Genomic DNA, 21639 nt, shown 5'->3' on the forward strand with positions numbered 1-21639 from the left:
ACGAATGCGCGCACTACGAGCGATCGACCGCCTGGACCGCAGGATCCACCGCTTCGTGACCGGCCTGGGGCCGCCCGCACTGGACCCCTACACCCCGAAGTTCGTGCAGGCCACGGACAACATGGCCCCGTGGTTCCTGGTGTCGGCGACGCTGGCTGCCACCGGCGGCCCCCGGCTGCGGCGCACCGCCCTGCGCGCCATGGCCGCGGCCGCGGCCGCCAACGCGCTCTCCGCCGGGGTCAAGCACCTGACCGACCGCGGCCGCCCGGACCTGGCGCGGGTGCCGCGGGCCCGGATCCCCTACCGCGACTACCGCAGCTCCTCCTTCCCGTCCGGGCACACGGCGGCGGCCGTCGGCTACGCGGCGGGGATCGGCGCCGACGCCCCGCGCCCGCTGACGGCGCTGGTGGCGGCGCTGGCCGGGCTGGTGGCGGTGTCCAGGGTGCACAGCGGGGTCCACTACCCCGGCGACGTGCTGGGCGGTGCGGCCATCGGGCTGGCCGCGGGGCTGGCGGCGCGCGCGGTGGTGCCGCCCCGGCCGGAGCTGGTCCACGGCGCCGAGACGCTGCCCGCGGGCGTGCACAGCGAGCCGGCCCCGGCCGAGGACGCCCTGTCCACCGGGACGCTGCCCGGGACCGGCGTGACGGTGGTGGTCAACCCCCGCTCGGCCGACCTGCTCCCGACTGCGGTCACCGAGGGGCTGCCCGGGCCGGCGACCGGCGGGACGCCCTCGAAGATCGCGCGGGCGCTGCCGGGCGCCACGATCGTCGCCCTTTCCGAGGACGACGACATCGCCATGGTCATGGACAAGGCGGCGGAGGCGGGCTCGGTGCTGGCGGTGGCGGGCGGCGACGGCACCGTCAACGCGGGGGCGCGCGCCGCGATGGACCACGACCGGCCGCTGCTGGTGATCCCCGACGGCACGCTCAACAACTTCGCCCGGACGCTGGGTCTGACCTCGGTGGACATCGCGCTGCGCGCCTACTCCGGCGGCCACCTCGCCCGGGTGGACGTGGGCGAGGTCGACGGACGCCTGTTCCTCAACACCGCGTCGTTCGGCTCCTACCCGCGCATGGTGGAGCGGCGCGACCGGTGGGCGCCGCGGATCGGCAAGTGGCCCGCGTTCGCCCTGGCCCTGTGGCACGACCTCCGCGAGGTCTCGCCCGTTCCGGCGGTGGTGGACGGGCGCGAGACGAAGGTGTGGTGGGCGTTCGTGGGCAACGGCCGCTACCGCACGCACGGCCGGGTCCCGGCACTGCGCGAGAGCCTGGTGGACGGCCGCCTGGACGTGCGGGTGCTGGGCGCCCGCTCCCCGTTCCCCCGCCTGCGGGCGGCCGTGGACGTGCTGCTGGGCCGCCACTGGCAGGGCGAGGGCTACCGGGAGGGGACCGTCCGGGCGCTGGAGCTGGTCCTGCCCGAGGAGCCGCGGCTGCTGGCCGTGGACGGGGAGGTCGTCGAGGGCTCCCGGACCGTGCGGTTCACCAAGCGGCCGGCGGCGCTGCGGGTGTTCGTCCCGGCCTCGGGAGCCTGAGGGCCGTCAGCGGCGGCGGTCGCCGCCGCAGTCGCCGATGAGCAGCGCCAGCCCGGCGCCGACCAGCCAGGAGTCCTTGGCGATGGGCGTGCCCTCCTGGGTGGGCAGCAGGGTGCCCGGGCGGCGCAGGCCCGGGGTGCGCAGGTACAGCCCGACCAGTCCGGCGCCGAAGGCGGCGAGCCCCGCCCCCGCGAGCCTGCTCGGCACCAGCGGCACCAGCAGGGCGGTGCCCAGGGCGATCTCCCCGGCGGACAGGGCCTTGACGAACGTGGTGGGGTCGACGTCCTTGAGGAAGGGGTAGGTGCCGGCGGCCATGCCGTGCATGCCCCGTGCGGTCTCCTCGTCGGCGCCGCGCTTGGACAGGCCGGAGTTGAGGATGAACGCGCCGGTGGCCAGGCGCAGGGGGATGTCGCTGATTCTCGTCGGAAGTCGCATGTCGTCTCCGTGGAACGGGCGCTGATGACGCGGGGCGATCAGAATGCTACCCAGCGCAGCGCCCGGGGGCGGGGAGACCCGCCGCCCGCCTCCCGACCCGGGGTCAGAGGCCGGTGACGATCTCCTCCAGCGCCTGCCACGCCAGGTCGGTGTCGCGGTCGCGCGCGTGCGGGCGGGAGAAGGCGTCGGCGAACTCGGCGATGTCCTGCAGAGTCCAGCGCAGCCGGTACAGGTCCAGGCGGTCGGGGTCCACGGGGTGGCCGGAGGCGTCGCTGTAGCGCTCCAGGTCGGCGGCGTCCTCCGCGACCAGCCACAGGTCGCGTTCGGGGGCGGCGGCCCCCACGGTGTCCCAGTCCACCAGCAGCGGCCGGGGGCCGCGCCAGACCACGTTGCCGGGATGGGGCTCGCCGTGGGTGACGACCAGCGGGGCGTCGGCGAGCCGGGCGGCCCGGCGGTCGTACTCCTCCAACCGCGTGCGCACCCGCTTGGTGTGCTCGGCCAGCAGCCGGGCGGCGGGGCCGGAGTAGGGGCCGTGCGCCCCGATCAGGGAGGGGTCCTCCAGGACGGCGTCCAGGTGGGCCCGGTGCCCGATCTCCGCGGGTGCGGCGGGCACCCCGCGCAGCGGGGCGACGCGGTGCAGCCGGGCCAGGGCGTCCAGCAGCAGTCCGCGCAGGTACGGGGTCAGGGGGCGGCCGAACTCGCCGGAGGCGCCCTCCACGTACGGGAAGAGGCTGAGCACCCGGTCGCGGCCCACCGCCCGGACGGTCCGCCCCTCGGGGGTGCGCAGCGGTGCCACGACGAACCCCAGGCCGGAGTCGTCGTGCAGCCGGGCCGCGGTGTCCATGGCCGCGGCCAGCCGCTCCCGGGCCTGCACCGGGGTCGGCCCCAGGTAGGCCTTGCGGGACAGGTCGGCGACGGTCGCGAACCAGCGCCGCCCCGAGGTGTCGGTGACCCGCCAGTGGTGGTCGGCGAAGCCGACGGGCAGGTGGGTGAGCGCGACCGGGCGGATGCCCCACGCGCCCAGGGCTTGTGCGATCCGGTCCTCGTGGAGGTCTGGCAACTCCCGCATGCCGCGAAGCTACCAGTGCTCTCCCCGCGGCGCAGGGGTTTTCCCGGGGTTGCCCGGACTCCGCCCGCCCGCGTCAGGCCACCAGTCCGTACAGCCGGACCGTGTCGGCGCCCCGGACCACGGTGACCAGCGCGCCGGGGACGGCCACCGCCCGGTGGTCGCCCGCGTCCGGGCCCGGCGGCTCCGGCCGGGCCCCGCCGGGCGGGTCCAGGACCAGGAGCCGGGGATCGCCGTCGAAGGGGACCGACCACAGCGCCGGGGCGCCGCTCCCCTCTCCCGCGCCGGCCCGGCCCCCGCCGGAGGGCACCGCGACCGCGCCGGGCAGCCCCACGGCCGGGCCCGGACCGTGCTCGGACACCTCGTCGCCGGGCAGGGCGGCGGTCTCGACGATCTCCCCGGCCGGGTCGACCCTGTGGAACAGCACACGGTCGGCGGCCGTCTCCGCGACGACCGCGCCGGAGGTGTCGGCGCCCACCAGCACGGACCGGCCGTCGGTCCAGGACTCGCCGGTGATCCGCACCGCGTGCGACCCGTCGCGCGGGTCCAGGGCCGCCGGGGCGCTCCCGCCCGCGAGGGGGCCGGCCACCACCGCGGGGCGCGCCTCGGGGTCCGCGGCCGGGCCTCCGGTGCGCAGCGCGGGGAAGTCCCCCAGCCCGGGCAGCTCGCGGGTCCAGCGCTCCCCGCCGTTCCGCGGGTCCAGGGCGGTGACCACTCCGGTCAGGTGCGTTGCGGGGGTGTCGGCGGGCCCGGTCGGGGAGGCGACGGACGGCGAATCGCGGGGGGCGCAGGCGTAGGCGACCAGGAACACGTCGGGGGTGCGCAGGGTGTTGTCGGCGTCCCACTCCCGCCGGGGCCCGCAGACGCGGCCGGGCCGCTCCGGGACGGTGAACGACCACTCCTCCCGGAAGCCGGAGGTGTCGCGGGCGCTGATCCGCGGCGGTCCGTCCCCCTCCTGCCAGGAGTACACCAGGGTGCCGGGGCCGGCGGCCAGGACCCGCGCGTCCGCGCCGTCCGGCGGGGGCGGGGTGGTGAACGCCTCCACCGTGGCTCCGCGGGCGGTGTCCAGCTCCACCCAGGCCAGGGCGCCGGTGCGCCCGGGGTCGTCGGGGTCGCCGTGGGCGACGTGCACGCGGGTGCCGCCGCCGTGGACGGAGGCGCGGGCGTCGGCGCCGCGCAGCCGGTAGCGCCACAGCTCCCCGCCGGTGGCCCCGTCCAGGGCGACCACCCCGTCGTCCAGGACGACGACCGGGCCCAGGGTGCCGGGCAGCACGTCCACCACGGCTCCGTCCCCGGGCGGCGTCCAGGACCAGGCGACCTCCGCCGCCCGCGCGGGGACCGGCGGGGCGGTCCCGGGGACGGTGGCGGCGACGGTGTGGTCGACCATCAGGGACAGGGTCAGGGCGCGCACCCCGAACCCGGCGACCAGGGCCAGCACCAGCCCGGCCGCGGCCGGGGGCAGGGAGCGCCGCCGCGGGCGCGCCCGCATCCGGCGCCGCCCGGCCGCCACCATCAGCAGTCCCGTCCCCGCCGCGGAGAGCGCGGCCCACCAGGGGACCTCGGGGGCGAACGCCAGCGCCGCCCCGCCCAGGCACAGCCCGGCGCCGCACCAGCCCAGCGGGCCGCGCGGGGAGGTGTCCTCGGTGTCCCGGCCGACCGTCGGGTCCTCGACCACGCACGCCTCCCCTCGCACCGGCGCACGCGCGCCGACCATACGACGCGCGGGTGGTGCGTTCGGTTTTCCGGCGGACGCCGCGCCCGCCGACCGCAACGGATGATCCCCCCGAATCCGGACGGTATTCCCGTGGCCGCCCCGCCGCGGCCCCGCCGTCGGTAGCCTGGCGGACCGCGCACCGGCGACGAGGAGGATCGGCAATGGCAGGGAACACCGCGACCGGGCCCGCGGCGGCCGCGCTCACGGAGGTCGCCGAGGGGGTGCACGCCTGGGTCCAGCCCGACGGCACCTGGTGGGTCAACAACGCCGGGGCGGTCGTCGGCCGGGACGGGGTGCTGGTCGTGGACACCTGCGCCACGCACGAGCGCACGCGCCGGTTCCTGGCCGCCCTGGACGCGGCCACCGGGGGCGCGCCCGTGCGCTGGGCGGTCAACACCCACCAGCACGGCGACCACGCCTACGGCAACTCACTGCTGCCCGACACCGCCGCGCTCATCGGCCAGGCCGCCATGCGCGAGGCGCTGCTGCACGACCCGATCTTCGAGGACTGCCCGCCCGTCTGGGAGCCGCGCCCCGACTGGGGCCCGGTCGCCCGCCGGCTCCCCTCCATCACCCTGGACCGGGAGCTGACCGTGCACGTGGGCGGGCGCCGGGTGGAGCTGCGCCACCCCGGGTACACCGCGCACACCCCCGGCGACGTGGTGGCCTGGCTGCCCGAGGAGGAGGTGCTGTTCACCGGTGACCTGATCTTCCACGGGCTGACCCCGCTGGTGTTCATGGGCTCGGTGCAGGGGGCGCTGCGGTCGCTGGCGTGGCTGCGCTCCTTCGAGCCCGCGCACGTGGTGCCCGGCCACGGGCCGGTGTTCGGCGCCGCCGACCTTGACGCGGTGCTGGCCGCCCACGAGCGGTACTACCGGTTCGTGCTGGCCGCGGCCAGGGAGGGGGCCGCCGCCGGGCTGAGCCCGCTGGAGAACGCGCGCGCCGTGGACCTGGGCGAGTTCGCCGGCTGGGGCGACGCCGAGCGCATCGTGCTCAACCTGCACCGCGCCCGGGCGGACCTGGCCGGGGAGCCGATGGACCTGCGCGCCGCGCTGGACGACGCCGTCGCCTGGAACGGCGGCCCGCTGCCCACCACTCTGTAGGCCGCGGGGCCGGGACGTGCGGAATGTCGGGAGCGTGCGGTTCACTGGGCCGCACACCCCCGTCACCCACCCCCGGAGCCCCGCGTGGACACCCTCGAACTCGACACCCGGGCGGTGCGCCGCCTGGCCGTGCGCCGCCAGCACCTGTCCGGGCCCCGCCTCCGCCCCGGCCCCGACGGCCTGCGCGAGGTGCTGCGCGACCTGCGCTGCCTCCAGATCGACCCGATCGGCGTGGTCGCCCGCAGTCACGAGCTGGTGCTGTGGAGCAGGCTGGGCGGGTACCGGCACGCCGACCTGGACGCGCTGCTGTGGGAGGAGCGCTGGCTGTTCGAGTACTGGGCGCACGCGGCGTCGATGGTGCTCACCGAGGACCTGCCGCTGCACCGGCGGCTGATGCGCCGCCACCCGGGCGAGGGCTCCCGTCTGGAGGCGTGGGCCGAGGCCAACGGGGAGCTGCGCGAGCACGTCCTGGACCGGCTGCGCGAGGCCGGGCCGCTGCCCACCGACGGGTTCGAGGACCGGGCGGCGGTGCCCTGGGAGTCCACCGGGTGGACGGCCGGGCGCAACGTGGAGCGGATGCTGGAGCTGCTGTGGTTCCAGGGGCGGATCATGGTGGCCGGGCGGCGCGGGCGCACCCGGCTGTGGGACCTGGCGGAGCGGTGCCTGCCCGCGTGGGCGGACCGGTCGGAGCGGACCGACGCCGAGATCGAGGAGCGGTCGGCCGAGCACGCGCTGCGGGCCCTGGGCGCCGGGCGGGCCCGGGACGTGCGCCGGCACTTCGTGCGCGAGCGGTACGGGGACACGGACCGGACGTTGGAGCGGCTGGTCGCCCAGGGGCGGGCGGTGCGGGCACGGGTGAAGGGGAGCGCCGAGCCGTGGTTCGTGCACGCCGACGTGCTGCCGCTGGTGGAGGAGGCCGCGGGCGTCGGGTGGGAGGGGCGGACGACGCTGCTCTCGCCGTTCGACAACCTGCTGTGCGACCGGGAGCGGACGTCCCTGCTGTGGGGGTTCGACTACGTCAACGAGATGTACACGCCCCGGGCGAAGCGGCGGTTCGGGTACTACGTGCTGCCGGTGCTGCACGGGGACCGGCTGGTGGGGCGGGTGGCGGCCCGCGCGGACCGGCGGCGCGGGGTGCTGGAGCTGGAGGGCGTGTACGCCGAGGCGTGGGTGGACGACGAGGAGGCGGCACCGGGGCTGGCGGAAGCGGTCGAGGGCCTGGCCGGGCTGGCCGCGGTGGGGTCGGTGGCCTGCACCGGCCCGGTGCCGCCGGTGTGGCGGTCGGCGCTGGCCGCCCTCTGCTAGAGGTCGAAGACCAGGCAGGTGGAGGAGGCGGTGGCCACGACCTTGCCCGACTCGTCGCGGACGTCGCCCTCGGCGAAGGCGACGCGGCGCCCCGGCTTGGGCACCCACCCGCGGGCGGTCAGGGTCGTCCCGGCCGTGACCGGGCGCAGGTAGTTGACCTTGATCTCGATCGAGGTGTACCCGGACCCGGCGGGCAGGGTGGTCTGGACGGCGCAGCCCGCCACCGTGTCGAGCAGGGTGCAGACGTAGCCGCCGTGGACGATGCCCAGGGGGTTGTAGACGGAGTCGTCGGGGGTGCCGGTGAAGACGATCTCGCCCTCCCCGACCGACACGAGGTCGAACCCCATGAGGGCGGCGATGGGCGGCGGGGGCAGCTCGCCGCCGGCCATGGCGCGCAGGTGCCCGGCACCGGTGAGGCCCTCGCGTCCGGCGGCGACGACCTTGGGGTCGTACCAGGTCACGGTCTTCTCGCGCGGCTCTCCCCAGGCGCCGGGGGCCGGTGTGCTGTCGGTCATGGACGCACCCTAACAGGTCGGTTTGTTTTTCCAACTCGGTGGGGTGTGCCATTCTGGAGGCATGGCGCAGACGGAGACGACGAAGCCCAACCCCACCGTCCCGGGCCGCCCCTGTCCGGCGGCCGGCGCGCTGAGCCTCGTCGGCGAGAAGTGGTCCCTGCTGGTCGTGCGCGAGCTCCTCCTCGGCGTGCACCGGTTCGACGCCATCGCCCGCAACACCGGCGCCCCGCGCGACCGTCTCACCGCCCGCCTGCGCGCCCTGGAGGAGGCGGGCGTCGTCGAGCGCCGCGCCTACAGCGAGCGCCCGCCGCGCCACGAGTACCACCTGACCGACGCCGGCCGCGACCTCGCCCCGGTCGTCACCGCCCTCGCCCACTGGGGCTCCACCTGGCTCTACGACGAGCCCCCGGTGGTCTTCCACCACCGCGACCACGTCGCCGTCCTGGACACCACCCCCACCTGCACCGCCTGCGGCTCCCCCGCCGACCACCTCACCCCCCACCCCCACCCCTGAGCCTCACCCCCCAGGCCGCCACCACGTCCCGGGCGACCACGAGGATCCGACCGCCGAGCAGGCCGACCTCGTGCGAGCAGCCCCGCTCGTGCGGCAGCACCTCGTCGAGGGTGACGTCGCCCAGCCCCGGGAGCGATCCGCCGCCGGTGCGCGCCCGCTCCCCGTCGGCCTCCACGGCGAAGGAGGAGACACCGGTGTACGCCAACGACAGGCCCGCGTCGTGCTTGAAGGGGTTGGGCTCGAAGGTCAGCGTCAGGTCGAACAGCCCCGCCCCGCCCGGCGCCATCGCGATCCCGGCCGGCCGCAGGTCCTTCACGCACCGGGGCCCGTAGAAGTCGTAGTGGCCGGGGTCGGCGGCGAAGGCCCGGGCACCGGGCGGCAGGCGGGCGGCGAGCCCGGGCAGCGCCTCCAGGTAGGCGTTCGGGTCCAGGAACCGCACGCGGCGGCCGCGCTCCTCGCGGTGAAGGGACACCAGGCGCATCGGCCTCTCCTGCTCTTCCGGTGACAGCGGCCAGGGGAAGTGTTTACACGGGGAGGCGGGGAGGCAGGGGGGCGGGGTGGGGAGATAAGGGGTCAGGGACGGCGGAGGGGGGCCGGATGCGGGCGCTGCGATTGCACGGGCCCCGGGACCTGCGGGTGGACGAGGTGCCCGAGCCCCGGGTCGTGCCCGGGACGGTGAAGATCCGGGTCGGGTGGAACGGCATCTGCGAGTTCGACGTGCGCAACTACCTCGACCCCGTGCTGCCCGACGAGTACCTCCACCCCGTGCTGCGCACCCACGGACCGCACGTGCAGGGCCACGAGTTCTCCGGGCGGGTCGTCGAGGCCGCCGCCGACGTGCGCGGAGCGCCCCAGGGCGCGGTGGTGGCGGTGGAGCCCCTGGTGTTCGACGGCAGCTGCGCCGCCTGCCGCCGGGGCGAGTACAACCTGTGCGAGAACTCCGGGTTCATCGGCCTCATGGGCGGGGGCGGCGGCATGTCCGAGTACGTGGTCGTGCCCGCCGACCGGGTGCACGTGATGCCCGAGGACGTCTCCCCCACGGTGGCCGCCCTGGTGGAGCCCCTCGCCGTGGCCTGGCACGCGGTGGGCCGCGCCTGCCTGTGCGAGGGCGACACCGTGCTGGTCGTCGGCGCCGGAGCGGTGGGCCTGGGGGTGCTGATGGCCGCGCGGGCGCGCGGCGCCGCGCACGTGACGGTGAGCGAGGCGTCCCCGCTGCGCCGCCGGGTCGCCGAGGAGCTCGGCGCCGACCTGGTGCTCGACCCCGCGGAGACGGACGTGGTCGCCGCCGTCCGCGGCTCCGCGCCCCTGGGGGCCGACGTCTCCTTCGAGACCTCCGGCACCGGGACGGAGGCGGTGGCGACGCTCATCGGCGCCCTGCGCAAGGGCGGCCGGGCGGTCACCGTGTCCGAGGGGCGGCCGGTGGTGCTGGACGCCGCGGTGCTGGCCTCCACCGAGATCGGCCTGGTGGGCAGCTTCGGCTACGGGCCCCTCGACTTCCCCGAGGTGATCGAGGCGGTCGGCCGCGGGGTCCTCCAGCCCAAGGAGCTGATCACCGGCCGGCTCTCGCTGGAGGAGGCGCGCGAGAAGGGCTACGAGGAGCTGATCGCGCACGGCGACGACCACGTGAAGATCCTCGTGCACCCCTGAGGCCCGGGGCCGCCCGCCGGGACGGGCGGCCGTCCGGTCAGTCGGGGCGGCGGGCCAGGAGAAGGGCGAGCGCGCACAGTGCGGCCGCCGCCACCAGGACCACCACCGTCTCCCCGGCCGCGACCGTCCACACGTCGGCCGCCGACGGCCCGTCCGGTCCGTTCTCCGCGAACAGGGGCCGGACGACCCCGAAGCCGACCTCGACCACGTAGGACAGGGCGGCCGAGAGCACCAGGGCCGGGACCGGGCTGCGCAGCAGCGCCGCGACCACCAGCCCGAGCGCGCCGTACAGGACCAGGTGGGCGGGCAGGACCGGCAGAGCCGCTCCGTACAGGTCCGAGCCCCACCAGAGCAGCCCCTCCGGGTGCGACACGGGGACCGGTCCGACCGTGGACCACCCCTCGACGCCCACCACGAACAGGGTTCGCAGTCCTCCCGCCAGGAGCCCGAACCCCGCCAGGCAGAGCACCATGATCCCGATGTCCGGCAGCGGCCAGTCGCGCCGCCCCTGGCTCAACATGAGGTCGCGCCGCCCGCGGCCGCCCAGGACGAGCGCGCCCCACACCGCGGCCGCCAGCAGGGGCAACGAAGGGTCGCCGCCGAAGGTGTGGCGTTCGATCGGCAGGACCAGGTCGGCCGCCCGGCGCAGCACCGGGAGGTCGAAGAACACACCGACCACCGCCAGCAGCAGGGCCACCGCGGCCACCGCCACCAGGATCCGCTGGTGTCTCCAGGCCGGCCACCAGCCGTGCTCCGTGCGCTGTGCGAAGTCCGTGCTCATCGTCGTTCCCCCTTGTTCCCGGCACCCGCCAGATAGGCGAGCGTGATCTCCTCCAGCGACGCCGGCTGTGCCGACCACCCCTGTGGCGGGGCGGGGCCGTCCGTCTTGACCAGCGCGCTCACCTGGCGCCCCGTCCGGCTGTCGGACACGACCGTGTGCCCGTCCAGGTGTCCGGGGTCGTCGTCGGCCACTCCGACCATGCGCAGGTGGTCCGCCTCGATGTCGGCCACCGCCCCGGCCAGCGCCACCCGACCCCGGGCCAGCAGGAGCAGGTGGTCGCAGAGCCCGGCGAGGTCGGCGAACACGTGGGTGGACACCAGCACCGTCAGATCCCCGTCGGCGACCTCGGCCATGAGCAGCCCGGACACGCGGTGCCGCACCAGCGGGTCGAGGTCGGCGAAGGGCTCGTCCAGCAGGGCGACCCCGGTACGGCGGCCCAGGGTGAGGGCGAGCGCGACCAGGCTGCGCTGGCCCCCGGACATGCGCCCCACCCGCACCCCTTCGGGCAGGTCCCCGGCGGCCAGCACCCGCCGGGCGGTCGCCTCGTCCCAGTCGGGGTTGAGCGCGCGGCCGGTGCGCAGGACCTCCTCCGCGGTGAGCCCGCCGGGCAGGGGCTTGTCCTGCCCCAGGTGGGCGGGTCCGGGGGTGCGGGCGAGCGGGGACTCCCCCCGCACCAGAACCCGCCCCTCGGTGGGCGCGGTCAGCCCGGCCAGGACGCGCAGCAGCGTGGTCTTGCCCGCGCCGTTGCGGCCGAGGACCCCGCACACCGCGCCCGCCGGGATCTCGAACGTGCACCCGTCCAGCACCCGCCGGCCCCGGCGGGTCTTGACCAGCCCTTCGGCGGCGACGGCCGCTTCCCCGGTCATCGGTCTCCTTCCTTCCGGTCCTCTCGGCCCCCGAACACGTCCTCGGTGACCGACGCGACGAGCGCGGCCACGTCCTCCGCCCCCAGCCCGGCCTCCCGGGCCCGCCGCATCCAGTCGGCCAGTGCCGAGCGCAGCGGCGAGTCGGGGGCGGCGGCGTCGCTGGCCAGCGACCGGGTCACGAAGGTGCCCAGGCCGCGCCGGGCCTCGACCAGGCCTTCGCGTTCCAGTTCGCGGTAGGCCTTGAGAACGGTGTTGGGGTTGATCGCGGTCTGTTCGACCACCTGCTTGGCCGTGGGCAGCCGGTCCCCCGGGCGCAGGACGCCCAGCCGGAGCGCCTGTCTGGTCTGCTGCACGATCTGCATGTACGACGCGACGCCCGACATCCGGTCGATGCGGTACTCGATCGCCTTCACCACCCTTTCACTAATTGATTAGTGAAAGGGTGGCACAAGACGACCCCTGGCGCAACGGGGCCGGAGGCGGCGCGCACCCTCGGCCCGACGGTGTCCGCGTCATGGCGGAAGGCGCCCCGGCGAGGACCTCGGCCTCGAAGAGAACCTCCGCGATTCCATGAAATCCCCGTCAAAATGTGCCAAGTTCCTACTTTCCCGGCAGTGCGTCCGGTCGCGGATGTTTCCCTTGTCCGGACAGATCATCACCATGAGTGACGAAAGGGGCGCCATGGCACAGCCGAGTGGTACGGCGCCGGGGACGAGCCGCAACCACTGGATCCCGCTGGGCGTCGCCACGGCCGTGGCGGTCCTCCTGGTGGTCGTCTGGTCGCTGCTCGACGCCCTGCTGCCGGGGGCCCAGCGGGTCCGCGCCGGGGACGAGATCACGCTCGGCCAGGGCGGCGGGTACCGGGCCGCGCTGACGCTGCCCCAGGACGGGTGGCACCTCGACGTCGGGGCCAGCCAGGCCGGCCAGACCTACCGCTTCCACCGGGGGCCCGTGGACCTGACCGTCACCTCGGTCACGCCCGTCGGCGACCCGCTGCCCGACGCGGAACGCCTGTGGGCGGGCATGGGCGACATCGTCCGCGCCGGGGACCCCACCGCGAGGCTGGGCGAGCCCGAGGCGATCACCACCGAGCAGGGCGTCGAGGGGCTGACCGGGGTCATGCGCAGCCGTTCCGAGGAGGGGGCCGCCGTGCTGTACCCCTCGCCCGACGGGGAGTTCGCCGTGGAGATGACCCTGGGCGGGGAGGACGCCACCACCGCCGACCTGAAGGCGGTCGCCGACGTCGCCCGCGCCGTCACGTTCACCGAGGAGGGCGGACGATGAGCCAGGCGCCCAACGACCCCCGGACCCCCGACACCGCGGCCGGGACGGTGCCCGCCCAGCGCCGGCGGCGCAGGAACGGGCCCGGGCCGCAGCGGGTCCCGGCGCCCCGCGCCCCCGAGCAGACCGTGGCGGGGTACCGCCTGCCCGCCTTCGTCTCCATGGTCGTCATCGGCGTGCTGTGCCTGCTCGGGCTGGTCACGCTGGCGGTCCGGCTGGGCGGGACGGTGCGGGTGTTCTTCGCCGAGGCGGCGCTGGGGCTGGTCTTCGCCGCCGCGACGCTGCTGTTCGGGTTCTGGCTGTTCCGGCGCATCCGGCCGGTACGCGCCCCCGACCCCGCCGCCTCGCTGGTGGCGGTGGCGTGGGGGCTGACCGCGGCGACCGGCGGCGCCCTGCTCGCCAACAGCGCGCTCACCGGGGTGTGGTCCAAGACCCTGGGGCTGGAGTTCTCGGCCGTCTGGGGCGCGGCCATGACGGCGCCGTTCAACGAGGAGCTGTTCAAGCTCGCCGGGATCGTCCTGGTGGCCGTGGCCTTCCCCCGCGCCGTGCGCGGGCCGGTCGACGGGTTCGTGATCGGCGCCCTGGTGGGCCTGGGCTTCGAGGTGACCGAGAACCTCATCTACGGGCTCAACACGGTGGTCCAGGCGGGCGGGGTGAACGGCGGCCTGGCCGTGGCGCAGACGGCCGTCCTGCGGGTGCTCCTCACCGGCCTGGGCTCGCACTGGGCGATGTCCGCGGTGGCGGGGGCCGGCGTCGGCCTGCTGGCGGCCGCCGGGTGGCTGCCGGGCGGCCGCCGGGTCCTCGGGGCGTCGGTCCTGGTCCTGACCGCGATGGCGATGCACTGGCTGTTCGACTCGCCGCTGCTGGACGGTTTCGCGGGCATCGTCTTCAAGGTGCTGCTGAACTTCGGGATCGCCATGGCGGTGTACTTCGCCGCCCGCCACGCCCACCGGCGCCGGGTCCGCAGGGCCCTGGCGCTGGAGGCCGAGGAGGCGGGGCTGCGCCGCTCCGCGGCCGTCGCCCTGGCCCGGCGCCGCGCCCGCCGCAGGGCGCTGCACGAGGTGCCCGAGGCGGAACGCGCCGAGGCCCGGCGCGTCCAGGCCCTGATGGTGGAGTCCGCCGAGGACCGCGCCTTCGCGCACACCGTCTGACCGCATGGACCCGCCGGGGAGGGGCCGGGGCCCTCCCCGGCCCCTCCCGTGCGCCTCAGCCGCTCGCGGCCAGCAGCTCCCGGGCCAGTTCCCGGAAGTGGGCGACCACGGCCCGCTCCCGTCCGGGGGCGGGCACGACGCCGGCCCGGCGGTCCGCGTCCCACTCGTAGGCCAGGTCGAGGAAGGACCTGTAGTCGTGGTCGCCCTCCCCGTGGGCGGCGGCCAGGCACAGGTGGTGGTACACGTCCTCGGCCGCCGCGGCCGCGCGGGCTGCGTCCGGCTCGCCCCCGAGGAGCCGGGCGCAGAGGTGCCGGGCCGCGTAGAGGTGGGCCTGCCCCGGGGTGGGCCAGGACAGGCCCAGTTCCGCCAGCGCCTCGGTGAAGAGCTCCTCCGCCGGGTCCGTGCGCCCCAGCCCGGCCACTTCCCGCAGCGCGGGCGAGTCCAGCCCGCGGGCCAGGGCCTGGGCGGCGACCATGGGCAGGTCGGCGGGCGGGGCGCCCAGGACCGCCTGGACCAGTTGTCCGCGCAGCACGTCCATCGGTGCTCCTAGGGGGTGGGCCGGACGAAGCGGTGCAGCAGGGTCCCCTCGGACTCCAGGATGAGGCGGGGGCGCAGCTCCAGGTCCGACGGGACGCCGAAGGCGATCCGGCGGGCCTCGCCGCCCGCCAGCAGCGGCACCGTGGTCAGGCACAGCTCGTCCAGCAGGCCCTGGGCGGCCACGTCGGCCAGCAGTGAGGGGCCGCCCTCGCACAGCACCCGGGACAGCCCGCGGCCGGCCAGGTCGGCCAGGGCCGCGCCCAGGTCCACCTCGATGCCGCCGTGTACCAGGACCCGGTCGGCGCCCAGCTGGGCGCGGGCGCGCTCCAGCGCGTCCTCCCCCGCGGCGGCCCGGGTGACCATCCACGCCCCGCCGCGGCCCCGGGCCGGGGCGGCCAGGCCCGGGGGCACCAGCGCGGAGCGGCTCACCACGGCGACGTCCGGGTGCGGCGTGCGGCCGGGCCGCATCCGCGGCCCCGGGCGGCGGTAGCCCTCGGCGCGGGCGGTCCCGGCGCCCACCAGGATCACGTCGGCCAGGTCCCGCAGCAGCCGGTAGACCTCGTTGTCGGGCGGGGTGTTGATGGACCCGGTCAGCCCGTCCCCGCCGGTGGACGCCCCGTCCAGGGTGGCGACCATGTTCGCGCGCGTCCACCGCTCCGGGTGGGCGTACAGCACCGCCAGCGCCTCCCCGGAGACCTCGTCCCCCGGGGCCGCCGTGCGCGGGGCGATCTCGTTGAGCAGGACCCTCATCGCCGGTCCCCGGGCCAGACGGCCACCAGGTACAGCACCCCGAAGGGGTCGTCGGCGTAGAGCAGGCGGGGCCCGGCGACCGGCGCCCCGGAACGGGCGTGCGCCATGGCCTGGAGGGCGGAGCGGCCGTTGATCATCAGGTCCGCGCACAGCGCGGGGTCCAGGTCCAGCAGCGCCGAGGCGTCCCCCTCTGCCAGGGCGGTGCGGATCGCCCCGTCCACCGGGAAGGTCCGCTCGTCCAGGTGGCCGGGGGCGCGCAGGCCGCGGCGGGCGCCCGCGTCGGCCATGACCAGCAGCCCGACCCGCTCGGGGCGGTCGGCGACCGCCCGGCCCCGCCGGGCCGTCTCCGCGGGGTCGGCGTCGGCGGCGATGGTGCCCATCTCCACGGGCACCCGGACACCCGTGTCGTCCAGCAGGCGGCGGGCCACGGCCAGGGAGGTCGGCAGCGCCTCGGCCGTGGGGACACGCTCCCCCGGTCCGCCGAAGGCCGACACGGGGATGCGGCCCCGGACCCGCTCCGCCGAGCGCGCGTCGGCGCCCAGCACCACGATCACGTCCGGTGCGGCGGCGACCAGCGCGCCGACCGCCTCCTCGCACGCCTTGCGCAGGTCGGCGGCCACGTCCCGGCCGCCGGTCAGCTCCCGCAGGAGCAGAGGCGGCGACGGGCACACGGCGGTGGCGACGATCAACGGTTCCCCCTTCCGGAGCGGCGGCCCCTCACGCCAGCCCCCGCACGGTCCGCGCGGGGGGCCGCACCCCGCGGATCGAGGCGACCATGTCCAGGACCTGCCGGGTCTCGGCCACTTCGTGCACCCGGTACACCCGGGCCCCGTGCCAGGCGCACACCGCGGTGGCGGCCAGCGTCCCGGTCAGGCGCTCCCCCACGGGCAGGTCCAGGGTCTCACCGACGAAGTCCTTGTTGGACAGCGACACGAGGACCGGCCACCCGGTGGCGGTCATCTCGTCCAGGCGGCGGGTCAGCTCCAGGGAGTGCCAGGTGTTCTTGGCGAAGTCGTGGGCCGGGTCGATGAGCACCGACGCCGGGTCCACCCCCAGCGCCACCGCGCGCTCGGCGAGGGCGACGGTGGAGGACACCGCGTCGGCGACCACGTCCTCGTAGCGCACCCGGTGCGGCCGGGTGCGCGGGGTGACCCCGGCGGTGTGGGTGCACACCAGGGCGGCCCCGAACTCGGCGGCGACCTCCGCCAGCCCGGGGTCGTAGCCGCCCCAGGCGTCGTTGAGCAGGTCGGCCCCGGCCTCGCAGACCGCGCGGCCCACCGAGGCCCGCCAGGTGTCGACGCTGATGACGAGGTCGGGGAACTCGGCGCGGACGGCGGCGACGAAGTCGACGACGCGGCGCTTCTCCTCGTCCGCGCCGATCTCCTCACCGGGCGCGGCCTTGATCCCCCCGATGTCCACGATGTCGGCGCCCTCGGCGACGACCTTGCGCACCCGCTCGAAGGCGGGCCCGTCGTCCCAGGTGGCGCCCTTGTCGTAGAAGGAGTCGGGGGTCCGGTTGACGATCGCCATCACCAGCGACTCGTGCCCGCCGTACTCCCGGCCCCGCAGCCTCATCACCGACCGACAGCTCCTCCCAGCACCCGGGAGCGCTCCGGCCCGACCCCGGCGGCCGGCGGGCGCTCCACGGTACTGACCGTACCCGTGCGCGGGCGCCCGTGTCCGTCGGAGGTGTCGAACCAGCGGATCGCGACGTCGCCGCCGTGCTCGATCCCGCACCGCCGGTCGGCGATGGCGAGCAGCTCGGTGGCCATGGCGCCCAGGCCGCGCAGCGACTGGTGGCGGTGGGCGCGCCGCCCCAGGTCCACCTGGGCCACCGCGCGCACCCCGCACCGCAGGTGGGTGTCGATGAGCACGGCCAGCTCGACGCCGTACCCGGTGGGCACCGACAGCTGCCCGAACAGGTCCCGGCGGATCGCCCACTCGCCCGACAGCGGCTGGACCACGCCGGACAGCGCGGGCCAGCGCAGCGCCAGGGTGGGGCGGGCGACCAGCTCGGTGACGCGGCCGCCCTCGTGGCTGACCCGGGCGCCGCCGGGCAGGTCGAGCAGCCGGTCGTAGAACCCCTTGACCAGCCCCACCCCGGGTTCGGTGAGCAGCGGCCCCAGCAGGGCCGAGACGAAGTGGGTGTCCCATTCCACGAGGTCGGCGTCGAGGAAGACGATGATGTCGCCCGAGGTGACGAACTGCGACTTCCACATCGCCTCGCCCTTGCCGCGCCGGTGCCCCAGGTCGGGGCGGACGTCGACGGTCCGGTGGACGGTCGCCCCGGCCCGGGCCGCCGCCCGGCCGGTGCCGTCGGTGGAGTCGGAGTCCATGACGACGACCTCGTCGAGCAGGGGCGTGCGCTCCACCAGGGCGGCCCGCACCCGGGAGACGATGCCCCCGACGGTGGCCTCCTCGTTCCGGGCCGGGACGACCAGGCTGACGGTCAGTCCCCGCTGTCGTTTGAGGTCCAGGAGCCGCTCCGGCGTCCAGTCGGTGTGCCGGTAGGTGCGGTCCTCGAACCAGGTGTCGCTCACGAACTCTCCCCCAAGCCCTTCCACAAGCCCTCCCAGCGGCCAAGGTTACGACCCGCGGCGCACGGCGGGCCCACGCGCGGGGCGGACCGCCGCGCGCGTGACCCACTGTGCACGGCGCAGGCCGGGTCCGTGTTCCGCGCATCCTGAATCCCGGTGAAAACCCCGTTACCACCGGTCACGGGGACGGACGCCCCGGGAGGATCCGGGAATCCCGAGCAAGCCCTAGGCTGAACCGCAGAGGCGGAACGCTCGTCCCAGAGCACCGACCAGTCCCCGCCCCGACGCCAGAAGGACCTCTGCCCGTGCAGCCCCTGGATCCGACAGACCCCGAACGCATCGGCCGCTACCGGCTGACCCACCGCCTGGGAGCGGGCGGCATGGGCCGGGTGTACCTGGGGCGCACCGCCGCGGGCCGCAAGGTCGTGGTGAAGGTGATCCTGCCCCAGTACGCGGGCGACGCCGAGTTCCGCGGCCGGTTCGCCCGGGAGGCGGCGGCCGCCGCGCGGGTGGGCGGGTTCCACACCGCGCCGGTGGTGGACGCCGACCCCGACGGGGACCCGCCCTGGATCGTCAGCGCGTTCATCCCCGGCCCGTCCCTGCACGAGGTGCTGGTCGGGCGGGGGCCACTGCCGCACCCGACGCTTCGGGTGCTGGCGGTGGGCCTGGCCGAGGGGCTGGAGGCGATCCACGGCGCCGGGCTGACCCACCGCGACCTCAAGCCCGCGAACGTGCTCATGGCCTCCGACGGGCCGCGCATCATCGACTTCGGCATCGCCCGCCCCAGCGGGGACTCCTCCGGGCTGACCCGGACCGGGGCCACCCTGGGCACCCCGCTGTACATGTCGCCCGAGCAGGTGGACGCGCTGGAGGTCGGACCGGCCTCGGACATGTTCTCGCTGGGCACGGTGCTGGCGCACGCGGCGGTGGGGCGCAACCCGTTCGACGCCCCCACCCTGGCCGGGATCGTGCGCAACCTCATCGGTCCCCCGCCGGAGCTCCCGGAGGACGTCCCGGCGGACCTGCGGGACGTCATCACCCGCTGCTGGCGGCACGCCCCGGAGCAGCGGCCCACCCCGCAGGAGGTCGCCGAGACGGTCGGGGACGTCGATCCGGAGCTGGACTGGCCGGACTTCGGGGGCGGCCCGGCGGGCGGCCCCGCGACGGGGTCGGCCACGCCCCCGCCGACGGACCGCCCGGCGCACGGCGGCGGTCCGGCGTGGACGGGCTCCGGCGGCTCCCCGTCGGAGCACGGCGGCGGACGGGCGGCGACCCCCTCGGGCGGCATCCCGGCCTACGGCACCGGCGCGCCGGCGTACGGGGTGCCGACGGGCGCCCCGCGAACGGCCGTCCCCGCGGGGACGGCCTCCCGGGTGCCCGAGTCCGAGGAGTCCCTGCGCTCGGAGTCGGCGGTCTTCGACCGGCTGCGCGAGGGCGGCGACCACGCCGCGGCGCTGGCCGGCTACGAGCGCCTGCTGCCCCGGCTGCGGGAGTCCCTGGGGCCCGCCCACCCGCGGACCGTCAAGCTGCGGTCGCGGATCGCGGCCTGCAAGGAGGGCCTGGGCGACCACCGGGCCGCCCTGGAGGAGTACCGCTCCCTGCTGCCCGACCAGGCGGCGCTGCTGGGCGCCGACCACATCGACACCCTGGGCACCCGGTTCCAGATCGCCTACCAGCTGGGCGAGCTGAACGACCACGAGGCCGCGCTGGCCGCCTACCGCGCCGTCCTGCCGGACCTGGTCCGGGTGCTGGGCCCCGACCACGGCCACACCCTCACCGTCCGCGAGAACATCACCGACCACCTGTCGGCGGTGGGCGACCACCGGGCCGCCCTGGACGAGCACCAGCGCCTGCTGGGCGACCGCGTCCGGACCCTGGGCCCCGACCACCCCGACACCCTCGCGAGCCGCCAGGCCGTCGCCAACACCCTGGGGGACCTGGGGGACGACGCGGCCTCGCTGGCCGAGCACCGCAGGCTGCTGCCCGACCGGACCCGGGTGCTGGGGCCGGACCACCCGGACACGCTCACCACCCGGTTCGAGATCGCCTACCGGCTGGGCGAGCTGGGCGACCACGGGGCGGCGCTGTGGGAGGCGCTGATGCTCCTGCCGGACCTGACCCGGGTCATGGGCGCCGACGACCCCCGCACGCTGGCGTTCCGCCTGGAGATCGCCCGGCTGCACCGGCTCCAGGGGAACCCGTCCGCCGCGGGCGCCACCCTGCGCTCGCTGGCGGCGGACCTGGACCGGCTGCCGCAGGGCCGGGGCACGGACTCGCTGCGGACCCGGGTGCGGGTGGAGTCGGAGGTCCTGCGGGAGTGGACGCTGCCGCGCGCCCCGCAGAGCGGCCCCCCGCCCTACACCGGCTGACCGTCCCGCTCGGCCCGGCCGCCGTCCGGCGCTCCGGGCCACCCGTCCGCCGCGGCGGCGGCCAGGCGGTCCAGGCCGGCGGAGTCGACGAACGCGGTGTGGGTCCCGGCGGTGGTGCAGGTGAAGGCGCCCGCCACCGCCCCGGCCAGCACGCACTCCGCTACCGGGGCGCCGCCGAGGTACCGGTGCAGGAACCCGGAGATGAAGGCGTCGCCCGCCCCGTTGGCGTCCACGACCGGGCGCTCGGGGACCACCGCGGGGAAGTGCCGCGGCCGGTCCCGGCCGCGCTCCAGCACCCGGCAGCCCGCGGCCCCGTCGGTGGCCACGGCCAGCACGGCCCGGCCGCGCTCCAGTATCCCGGCCAGGACCTCGTCGACCCGGCCGCGCACGGCGGCGGCGCTCATGAAGACCAGGTCCGAGTTCAGGGCGTAGTCGAGGTGGTGCGGGTTCTCGCCGTCCCAGTCGTGCAGGTCGGTGGAGACGGTGGCGTCCAGTCCGGCCAGGTCCCGGTACAGGTCGCGGTTGTGGTTGATGATCGACATGTGCACGTGGCGGGCGCGCTCCAGGAACGGCAGCGCGAACTCCCGGGGCAGGCGCAGGTCGACGGGGTGGCGGCCGTCGTAGAAGGAGAACCGCCGCCCCTGGTCGTCGACGAGGTTGACGCCGCGGGGCGTGCCGTGCGGGGACACCAGGTGGGAGAAGGCCAGCCCCTCCTTCTCGTACCGCTCCAGGATCATGCGGCCCTGGAGGTCCTCGCCGAGGAAGTCGATGAACTCCACGGCCCGGCCCAGGTGGTGCAGGCCCAGGGCGACGCCGTTGCCGGTGTGCCCGACGTGGTCCAGCACCGGGGGCACCGACGCGGAGTCGCCCGCGGGAACGGCCAGGTCGGGGACGCGGACGATGGTGTCCACGCCGGTCCCGCCGACGACGAGGACATCGGTCCGGGGGTGGGTCACGTGCAGTCTCCTTCGGGGGTGGCGCCCTCGGGGGCGTCGAGCACGCCCGTGGTCACGGGCGGCGGGCGGCCGGGCAGCTGCGCGCCCTGGTAGACGATCTCATGGACGCCGCCGACCTCCAGCCCGTCGAACTGCTCGCGGGCCGTGCTCTCGGGGGTGTCGCCCAGGACGAACTCGCCGGCCCCGGTGACCAGGATCAGGTCCTCGCCGTCCTCGCGCTTGTCGCACACCTCCGTGGTGACGGAGCCCGTGATGTTCTCCCGGCCCAGGATGTCGAACAGGTAGGGGGCGAACATCCCCAGGCCGAGGAATCCGACGAGGAGCAGGACGAGGCAGCCGACGGCGAGCAGGCAGCCGCGCCCGCAGCCGCCCCGCTGCGCGGGCGGCGGCCCGGGGGGCCGGCCCTGCCCGGCCCGTATGTGCTGTTCGCGCTCCTGTTCCTCGCGCACCCGACGGACGTACTCGTCCATCTCCTGTTGGCGCCGCGCGCGGCGCGCCTCCGCTTCGGGTCCGAACTCGTCGTAGGCCATCCGCGCCCCTTCCAGGATGCGTGAACGCACGGAAGAAGCGTAGGTCGGGGT

23 protein-coding genes are annotated in these 21639 nt (G+C 76.3%); 8 read left to right on the top strand and 15 right to left on the bottom strand.

What is annotated here, in order from left to right:
- The first annotated feature begins 4 nt into the window (after positions 1-4).
- Positions 5-1531, top strand: coding sequence for a bifunctional phosphatase PAP2/diacylglycerol kinase family protein (locus tag KGD84_RS22275; protein ID WP_220562329.1), 1527 nt, complete (start codon positions 5-7; stop codon positions 1529-1531).
- Between the two features lie 6 nt (positions 1532-1537).
- Here the strand turns inward: KGD84_RS22275 and KGD84_RS22280 are convergent, their stop codons facing one another.
- From KGD84_RS22280 to KGD84_RS22290, 3 genes are all read right to left on the bottom strand, one after another.
- The gene (locus KGD84_RS22280) at positions 1538-1966 is read right to left on the bottom strand and encodes a hypothetical protein (RefSeq protein ID WP_220562330.1); all 429 of its coding nucleotides are present in this window, start codon (positions 1964-1966) and stop codon (positions 1538-1540) included.
- 103 nt (positions 1967-2069) lie between these two features.
- Positions 2070-3035: a phosphotransferase enzyme family protein gene (locus KGD84_RS22285; RefSeq protein ID WP_220562331.1), complete on the bottom strand. Its 966-nt coding sequence runs from the start codon at positions 3033-3035 to the stop codon at positions 2070-2072.
- A gap of 73 nt (positions 3036-3108) precedes the next feature.
- Positions 3109-4707: a PQQ-binding-like beta-propeller repeat protein gene (locus tag KGD84_RS22290; protein ID WP_220562332.1), complete on the bottom strand. Its 1599-nt coding sequence runs from the start codon at positions 4705-4707 to the stop codon at positions 3109-3111.
- Positions 4708-4907: 200 nt separating this feature from the next.
- On the opposite strand from KGD84_RS22290, the gene KGD84_RS22295 reads away from it, so the two are divergent.
- Positions 4908-5849: an MBL fold metallo-hydrolase gene (locus KGD84_RS22295; RefSeq protein ID WP_220562333.1), complete on the top strand. Its 942-nt coding sequence runs from the start codon at positions 4908-4910 to the stop codon at positions 5847-5849.
- An 84-nt stretch (positions 5850-5933) separates the two neighbouring features.
- The gene (locus KGD84_RS22300; protein WP_220562334.1) at positions 5934-7154 is read left to right on the top strand and encodes a winged helix-turn-helix domain-containing protein; all 1221 of its coding nucleotides are present in this window, start codon (positions 5934-5936) and stop codon (positions 7152-7154) included.
- Here KGD84_RS22300 and KGD84_RS22305 read toward each other — a convergent pair.
- Complete coding sequence (locus KGD84_RS22305) at positions 7151-7669, bottom strand: PaaI family thioesterase (protein ID WP_220562336.1); 519 nt, start codon at positions 7667-7669, stop codon at positions 7151-7153. The two genes, KGD84_RS22300 and KGD84_RS22305, sit on opposite strands and share 4 nt — an antisense overlap.
- Positions 7670-7730: 61 nt before the next feature.
- On the opposite strand from KGD84_RS22305, the gene KGD84_RS22310 reads away from it, so the two are divergent.
- Entirely contained in the window at positions 7731-8183 is a 453-nt protein-coding gene (locus KGD84_RS22310) for a winged helix-turn-helix transcriptional regulator (protein ID WP_220562337.1), read from the top strand.
- On the opposite strand, the gene KGD84_RS22315 is transcribed toward KGD84_RS22310, so the two are convergent.
- Entirely contained in the window at positions 8161-8664 is a 504-nt protein-coding gene (locus KGD84_RS22315; RefSeq protein ID WP_220562338.1) for a hypothetical protein, read from the bottom strand. The two genes, KGD84_RS22310 and KGD84_RS22315, sit on opposite strands and share 23 nt — an antisense overlap.
- A 116-nt stretch (positions 8665-8780) precedes the next feature.
- On the opposite strand from KGD84_RS22315, the gene KGD84_RS22320 reads away from it, so the two are divergent.
- Complete coding sequence (locus KGD84_RS22320) at positions 8781-9830, top strand: zinc-binding dehydrogenase (protein WP_220562339.1); 1050 nt, start codon at positions 8781-8783, stop codon at positions 9828-9830.
- 37 nt (positions 9831-9867) lie between these two features.
- On the opposite strand, the gene KGD84_RS22325 is transcribed toward KGD84_RS22320, so the two are convergent.
- Genes KGD84_RS22325 through KGD84_RS22335 form a run of 3 tightly spaced genes read right to left on the bottom strand, consistent with a single transcriptional unit; the run spans position 9868 to position 11890 of the window.
- The gene (locus KGD84_RS22325; protein ID WP_220562341.1) at positions 9868-10611 is read right to left on the bottom strand and encodes a hypothetical protein; all 744 of its coding nucleotides are present in this window, start codon (positions 10609-10611) and stop codon (positions 9868-9870) included.
- Positions 10608-11477, bottom strand: a complete 870-nt coding sequence (locus tag KGD84_RS22330) for an ATP-binding cassette domain-containing protein (RefSeq protein ID WP_220562342.1) — start codon at positions 11475-11477, stop codon at positions 10608-10610. The genes KGD84_RS22325 and KGD84_RS22330 overlap by 4 nt, the downstream gene beginning before the upstream one ends.
- Positions 11474-11890, bottom strand: a complete 417-nt coding sequence (locus KGD84_RS22335) for a GntR family transcriptional regulator (RefSeq protein WP_255646743.1) — start codon at positions 11888-11890, stop codon at positions 11474-11476. The genes KGD84_RS22330 and KGD84_RS22335 overlap by 4 nt, the downstream gene beginning before the upstream one ends.
- Positions 11891-12137: 247 nt before the next feature.
- Between KGD84_RS22335 and KGD84_RS22340 the strand changes: the two genes are divergently transcribed.
- The gene (locus KGD84_RS22340) at positions 12138-12761 is read left to right on the top strand and encodes a hypothetical protein (protein WP_255646744.1); all 624 of its coding nucleotides are present in this window, start codon (positions 12138-12140) and stop codon (positions 12759-12761) included.
- Entirely contained in the window at positions 12758-13909 is a 1152-nt protein-coding gene (locus KGD84_RS22345; RefSeq protein WP_220562343.1) for a PrsW family intramembrane metalloprotease, read from the top strand. Before KGD84_RS22340 ends, KGD84_RS22345 begins: the two co-directional genes overlap by 4 nt.
- Before the next feature lie 55 nt (positions 13910-13964).
- Here KGD84_RS22345 and KGD84_RS22350 read toward each other — a convergent pair whose 3' ends face one another.
- Genes KGD84_RS22350 through KGD84_RS22370 form a run of 5 tightly spaced genes read right to left on the bottom strand, consistent with a single transcriptional unit; the run spans position 13965 to position 17736 of the window.
- Positions 13965-14447 carry a hypothetical protein gene (locus tag KGD84_RS22350; RefSeq protein WP_220562344.1) on the bottom strand — a complete coding sequence of 161 codons (483 nt, stop codon included), beginning with the start codon at positions 14445-14447 and terminating at the stop codon, positions 13965-13967.
- Between the two features lie 8 nt (positions 14448-14455).
- Positions 14456-15196, bottom strand: a complete 741-nt coding sequence (locus KGD84_RS22355; RefSeq protein ID WP_220562345.1) for a dihydrofolate reductase family protein — start codon at positions 15194-15196, stop codon at positions 14456-14458.
- Positions 15193-15885 (bottom strand): class III extradiol ring-cleavage dioxygenase family protein, encoded by a 693-nt coding sequence (locus KGD84_RS22360; protein WP_220562346.1) that lies wholly within the window; start codon positions 15883-15885, stop codon positions 15193-15195. The genes KGD84_RS22355 and KGD84_RS22360 overlap by 4 nt, the downstream gene beginning before the upstream one ends.
- Before the next feature lie 28 nt (positions 15886-15913).
- A complete protein-coding gene (gene folP / locus KGD84_RS22365) occupies positions 15914-16774 on the bottom strand; it encodes a dihydropteroate synthase (RefSeq protein WP_220562347.1) in 861 nt (286 codons plus the stop codon).
- The gene (locus tag KGD84_RS22370; protein WP_220562348.1) at positions 16771-17736 is read right to left on the bottom strand and encodes a glucosyl-3-phosphoglycerate synthase; all 966 of its coding nucleotides are present in this window, start codon (positions 17734-17736) and stop codon (positions 16771-16773) included. The genes folP and KGD84_RS22370 overlap by 4 nt, the downstream gene beginning before the upstream one ends.
- Before the next feature lie 302 nt (positions 17737-18038).
- On the opposite strand from KGD84_RS22370, the gene KGD84_RS22375 reads away from it, so the two are divergent.
- The gene (locus tag KGD84_RS22375) at positions 18039-20102 is read left to right on the top strand and encodes a serine/threonine-protein kinase (protein WP_220562349.1); all 2064 of its coding nucleotides are present in this window, start codon (positions 18039-18041) and stop codon (positions 20100-20102) included.
- Here the strand turns inward: KGD84_RS22375 and KGD84_RS22380 are convergent.
- Positions 20090-21058: a carbohydrate kinase family protein gene (locus KGD84_RS22380; RefSeq protein ID WP_220562350.1), complete on the bottom strand. Its 969-nt coding sequence runs from the start codon at positions 21056-21058 to the stop codon at positions 20090-20092. The two genes, KGD84_RS22375 and KGD84_RS22380, sit on opposite strands and share 13 nt — an antisense overlap.
- Positions 21055-21618, bottom strand: a complete 564-nt coding sequence (locus tag KGD84_RS22385) for a hypothetical protein (protein WP_220562351.1) — start codon at positions 21616-21618, stop codon at positions 21055-21057. The genes KGD84_RS22380 and KGD84_RS22385 overlap by 4 nt, the downstream gene beginning before the upstream one ends.
- Positions 21619-21639: the final 21 nt, after the last annotated feature.

Origin of the sequence: Nocardiopsis changdeensis (genome assembly GCF_018316655.1) — a bacterium.
GTDB lineage: Bacteria > Actinomycetota > Actinomycetes > Streptosporangiales > Streptosporangiaceae > Nocardiopsis > Nocardiopsis changdeensis.

Coding starts and splice junctions, on each gene's coding strand:
- KGD84_RS22295 (WP_220562333.1), top strand. CDS start 4,908: ATGGCAGGGAACACCGCGACCGGGCCCGCGGCGGCCGCGCTCACGGAG.
- KGD84_RS22275 (WP_220562329.1), top strand. CDS start 5: ATGCGCGCACTACGAGCGATCGACCGCCTGGACCGCAGGATCCACCGC.
- KGD84_RS22310 (WP_220562337.1), top strand. CDS start 7,731: ATGGCGCAGACGGAGACGACGAAGCCCAACCCCACCGTCCCGGGCCGC.
- KGD84_RS22350 (WP_220562344.1), bottom strand. CDS start 14,447: ATGGACGTGCTGCGCGGACAACTGGTCCAGGCGGTCCTGGGCGCCCCG.
- KGD84_RS22325 (WP_220562341.1), bottom strand. CDS start 10,611: ATGAGCACGGACTTCGCACAGCGCACGGAGCACGGCTGGTGGCCGGCC.
- KGD84_RS22285 (WP_220562331.1), bottom strand. CDS start 3,035: ATGCGGGAGTTGCCAGACCTCCACGAGGACCGGATCGCACAAGCCCTG.
- KGD84_RS22330 (WP_220562342.1), bottom strand. CDS start 11,477: ATGACCGGGGAAGCGGCCGTCGCCGCCGAAGGGCTGGTCAAGACCCGC.
- KGD84_RS22305 (WP_220562336.1), bottom strand. CDS start 7,669: ATGACCGACAGCACACCGGCCCCCGGCGCCTGGGGAGAGCCGCGCGAG.
- KGD84_RS22280 (WP_220562330.1), bottom strand. CDS start 1,966: ATGCGACTTCCGACGAGAATCAGCGACATCCCCCTGCGCCTGGCCACC.
- KGD84_RS22315 (WP_220562338.1), bottom strand. CDS start 8,664: ATGCGCCTGGTGTCCCTTCACCGCGAGGAGCGCGGCCGCCGCGTGCGG.
- KGD84_RS22345 (WP_220562343.1), top strand. CDS start 12,758: ATGAGCCAGGCGCCCAACGACCCCCGGACCCCCGACACCGCGGCCGGG.
- KGD84_RS22340 (WP_255646744.1), top strand. CDS start 12,138: ATGAGTGACGAAAGGGGCGCCATGGCACAGCCGAGTGGTACGGCGCCG.
- KGD84_RS22320 (WP_220562339.1), top strand. CDS start 8,781: ATGCGGGCGCTGCGATTGCACGGGCCCCGGGACCTGCGGGTGGACGAG.
- KGD84_RS22355 (WP_220562345.1), bottom strand. CDS start 15,196: ATGAGGGTCCTGCTCAACGAGATCGCCCCGCGCACGGCGGCCCCGGGG.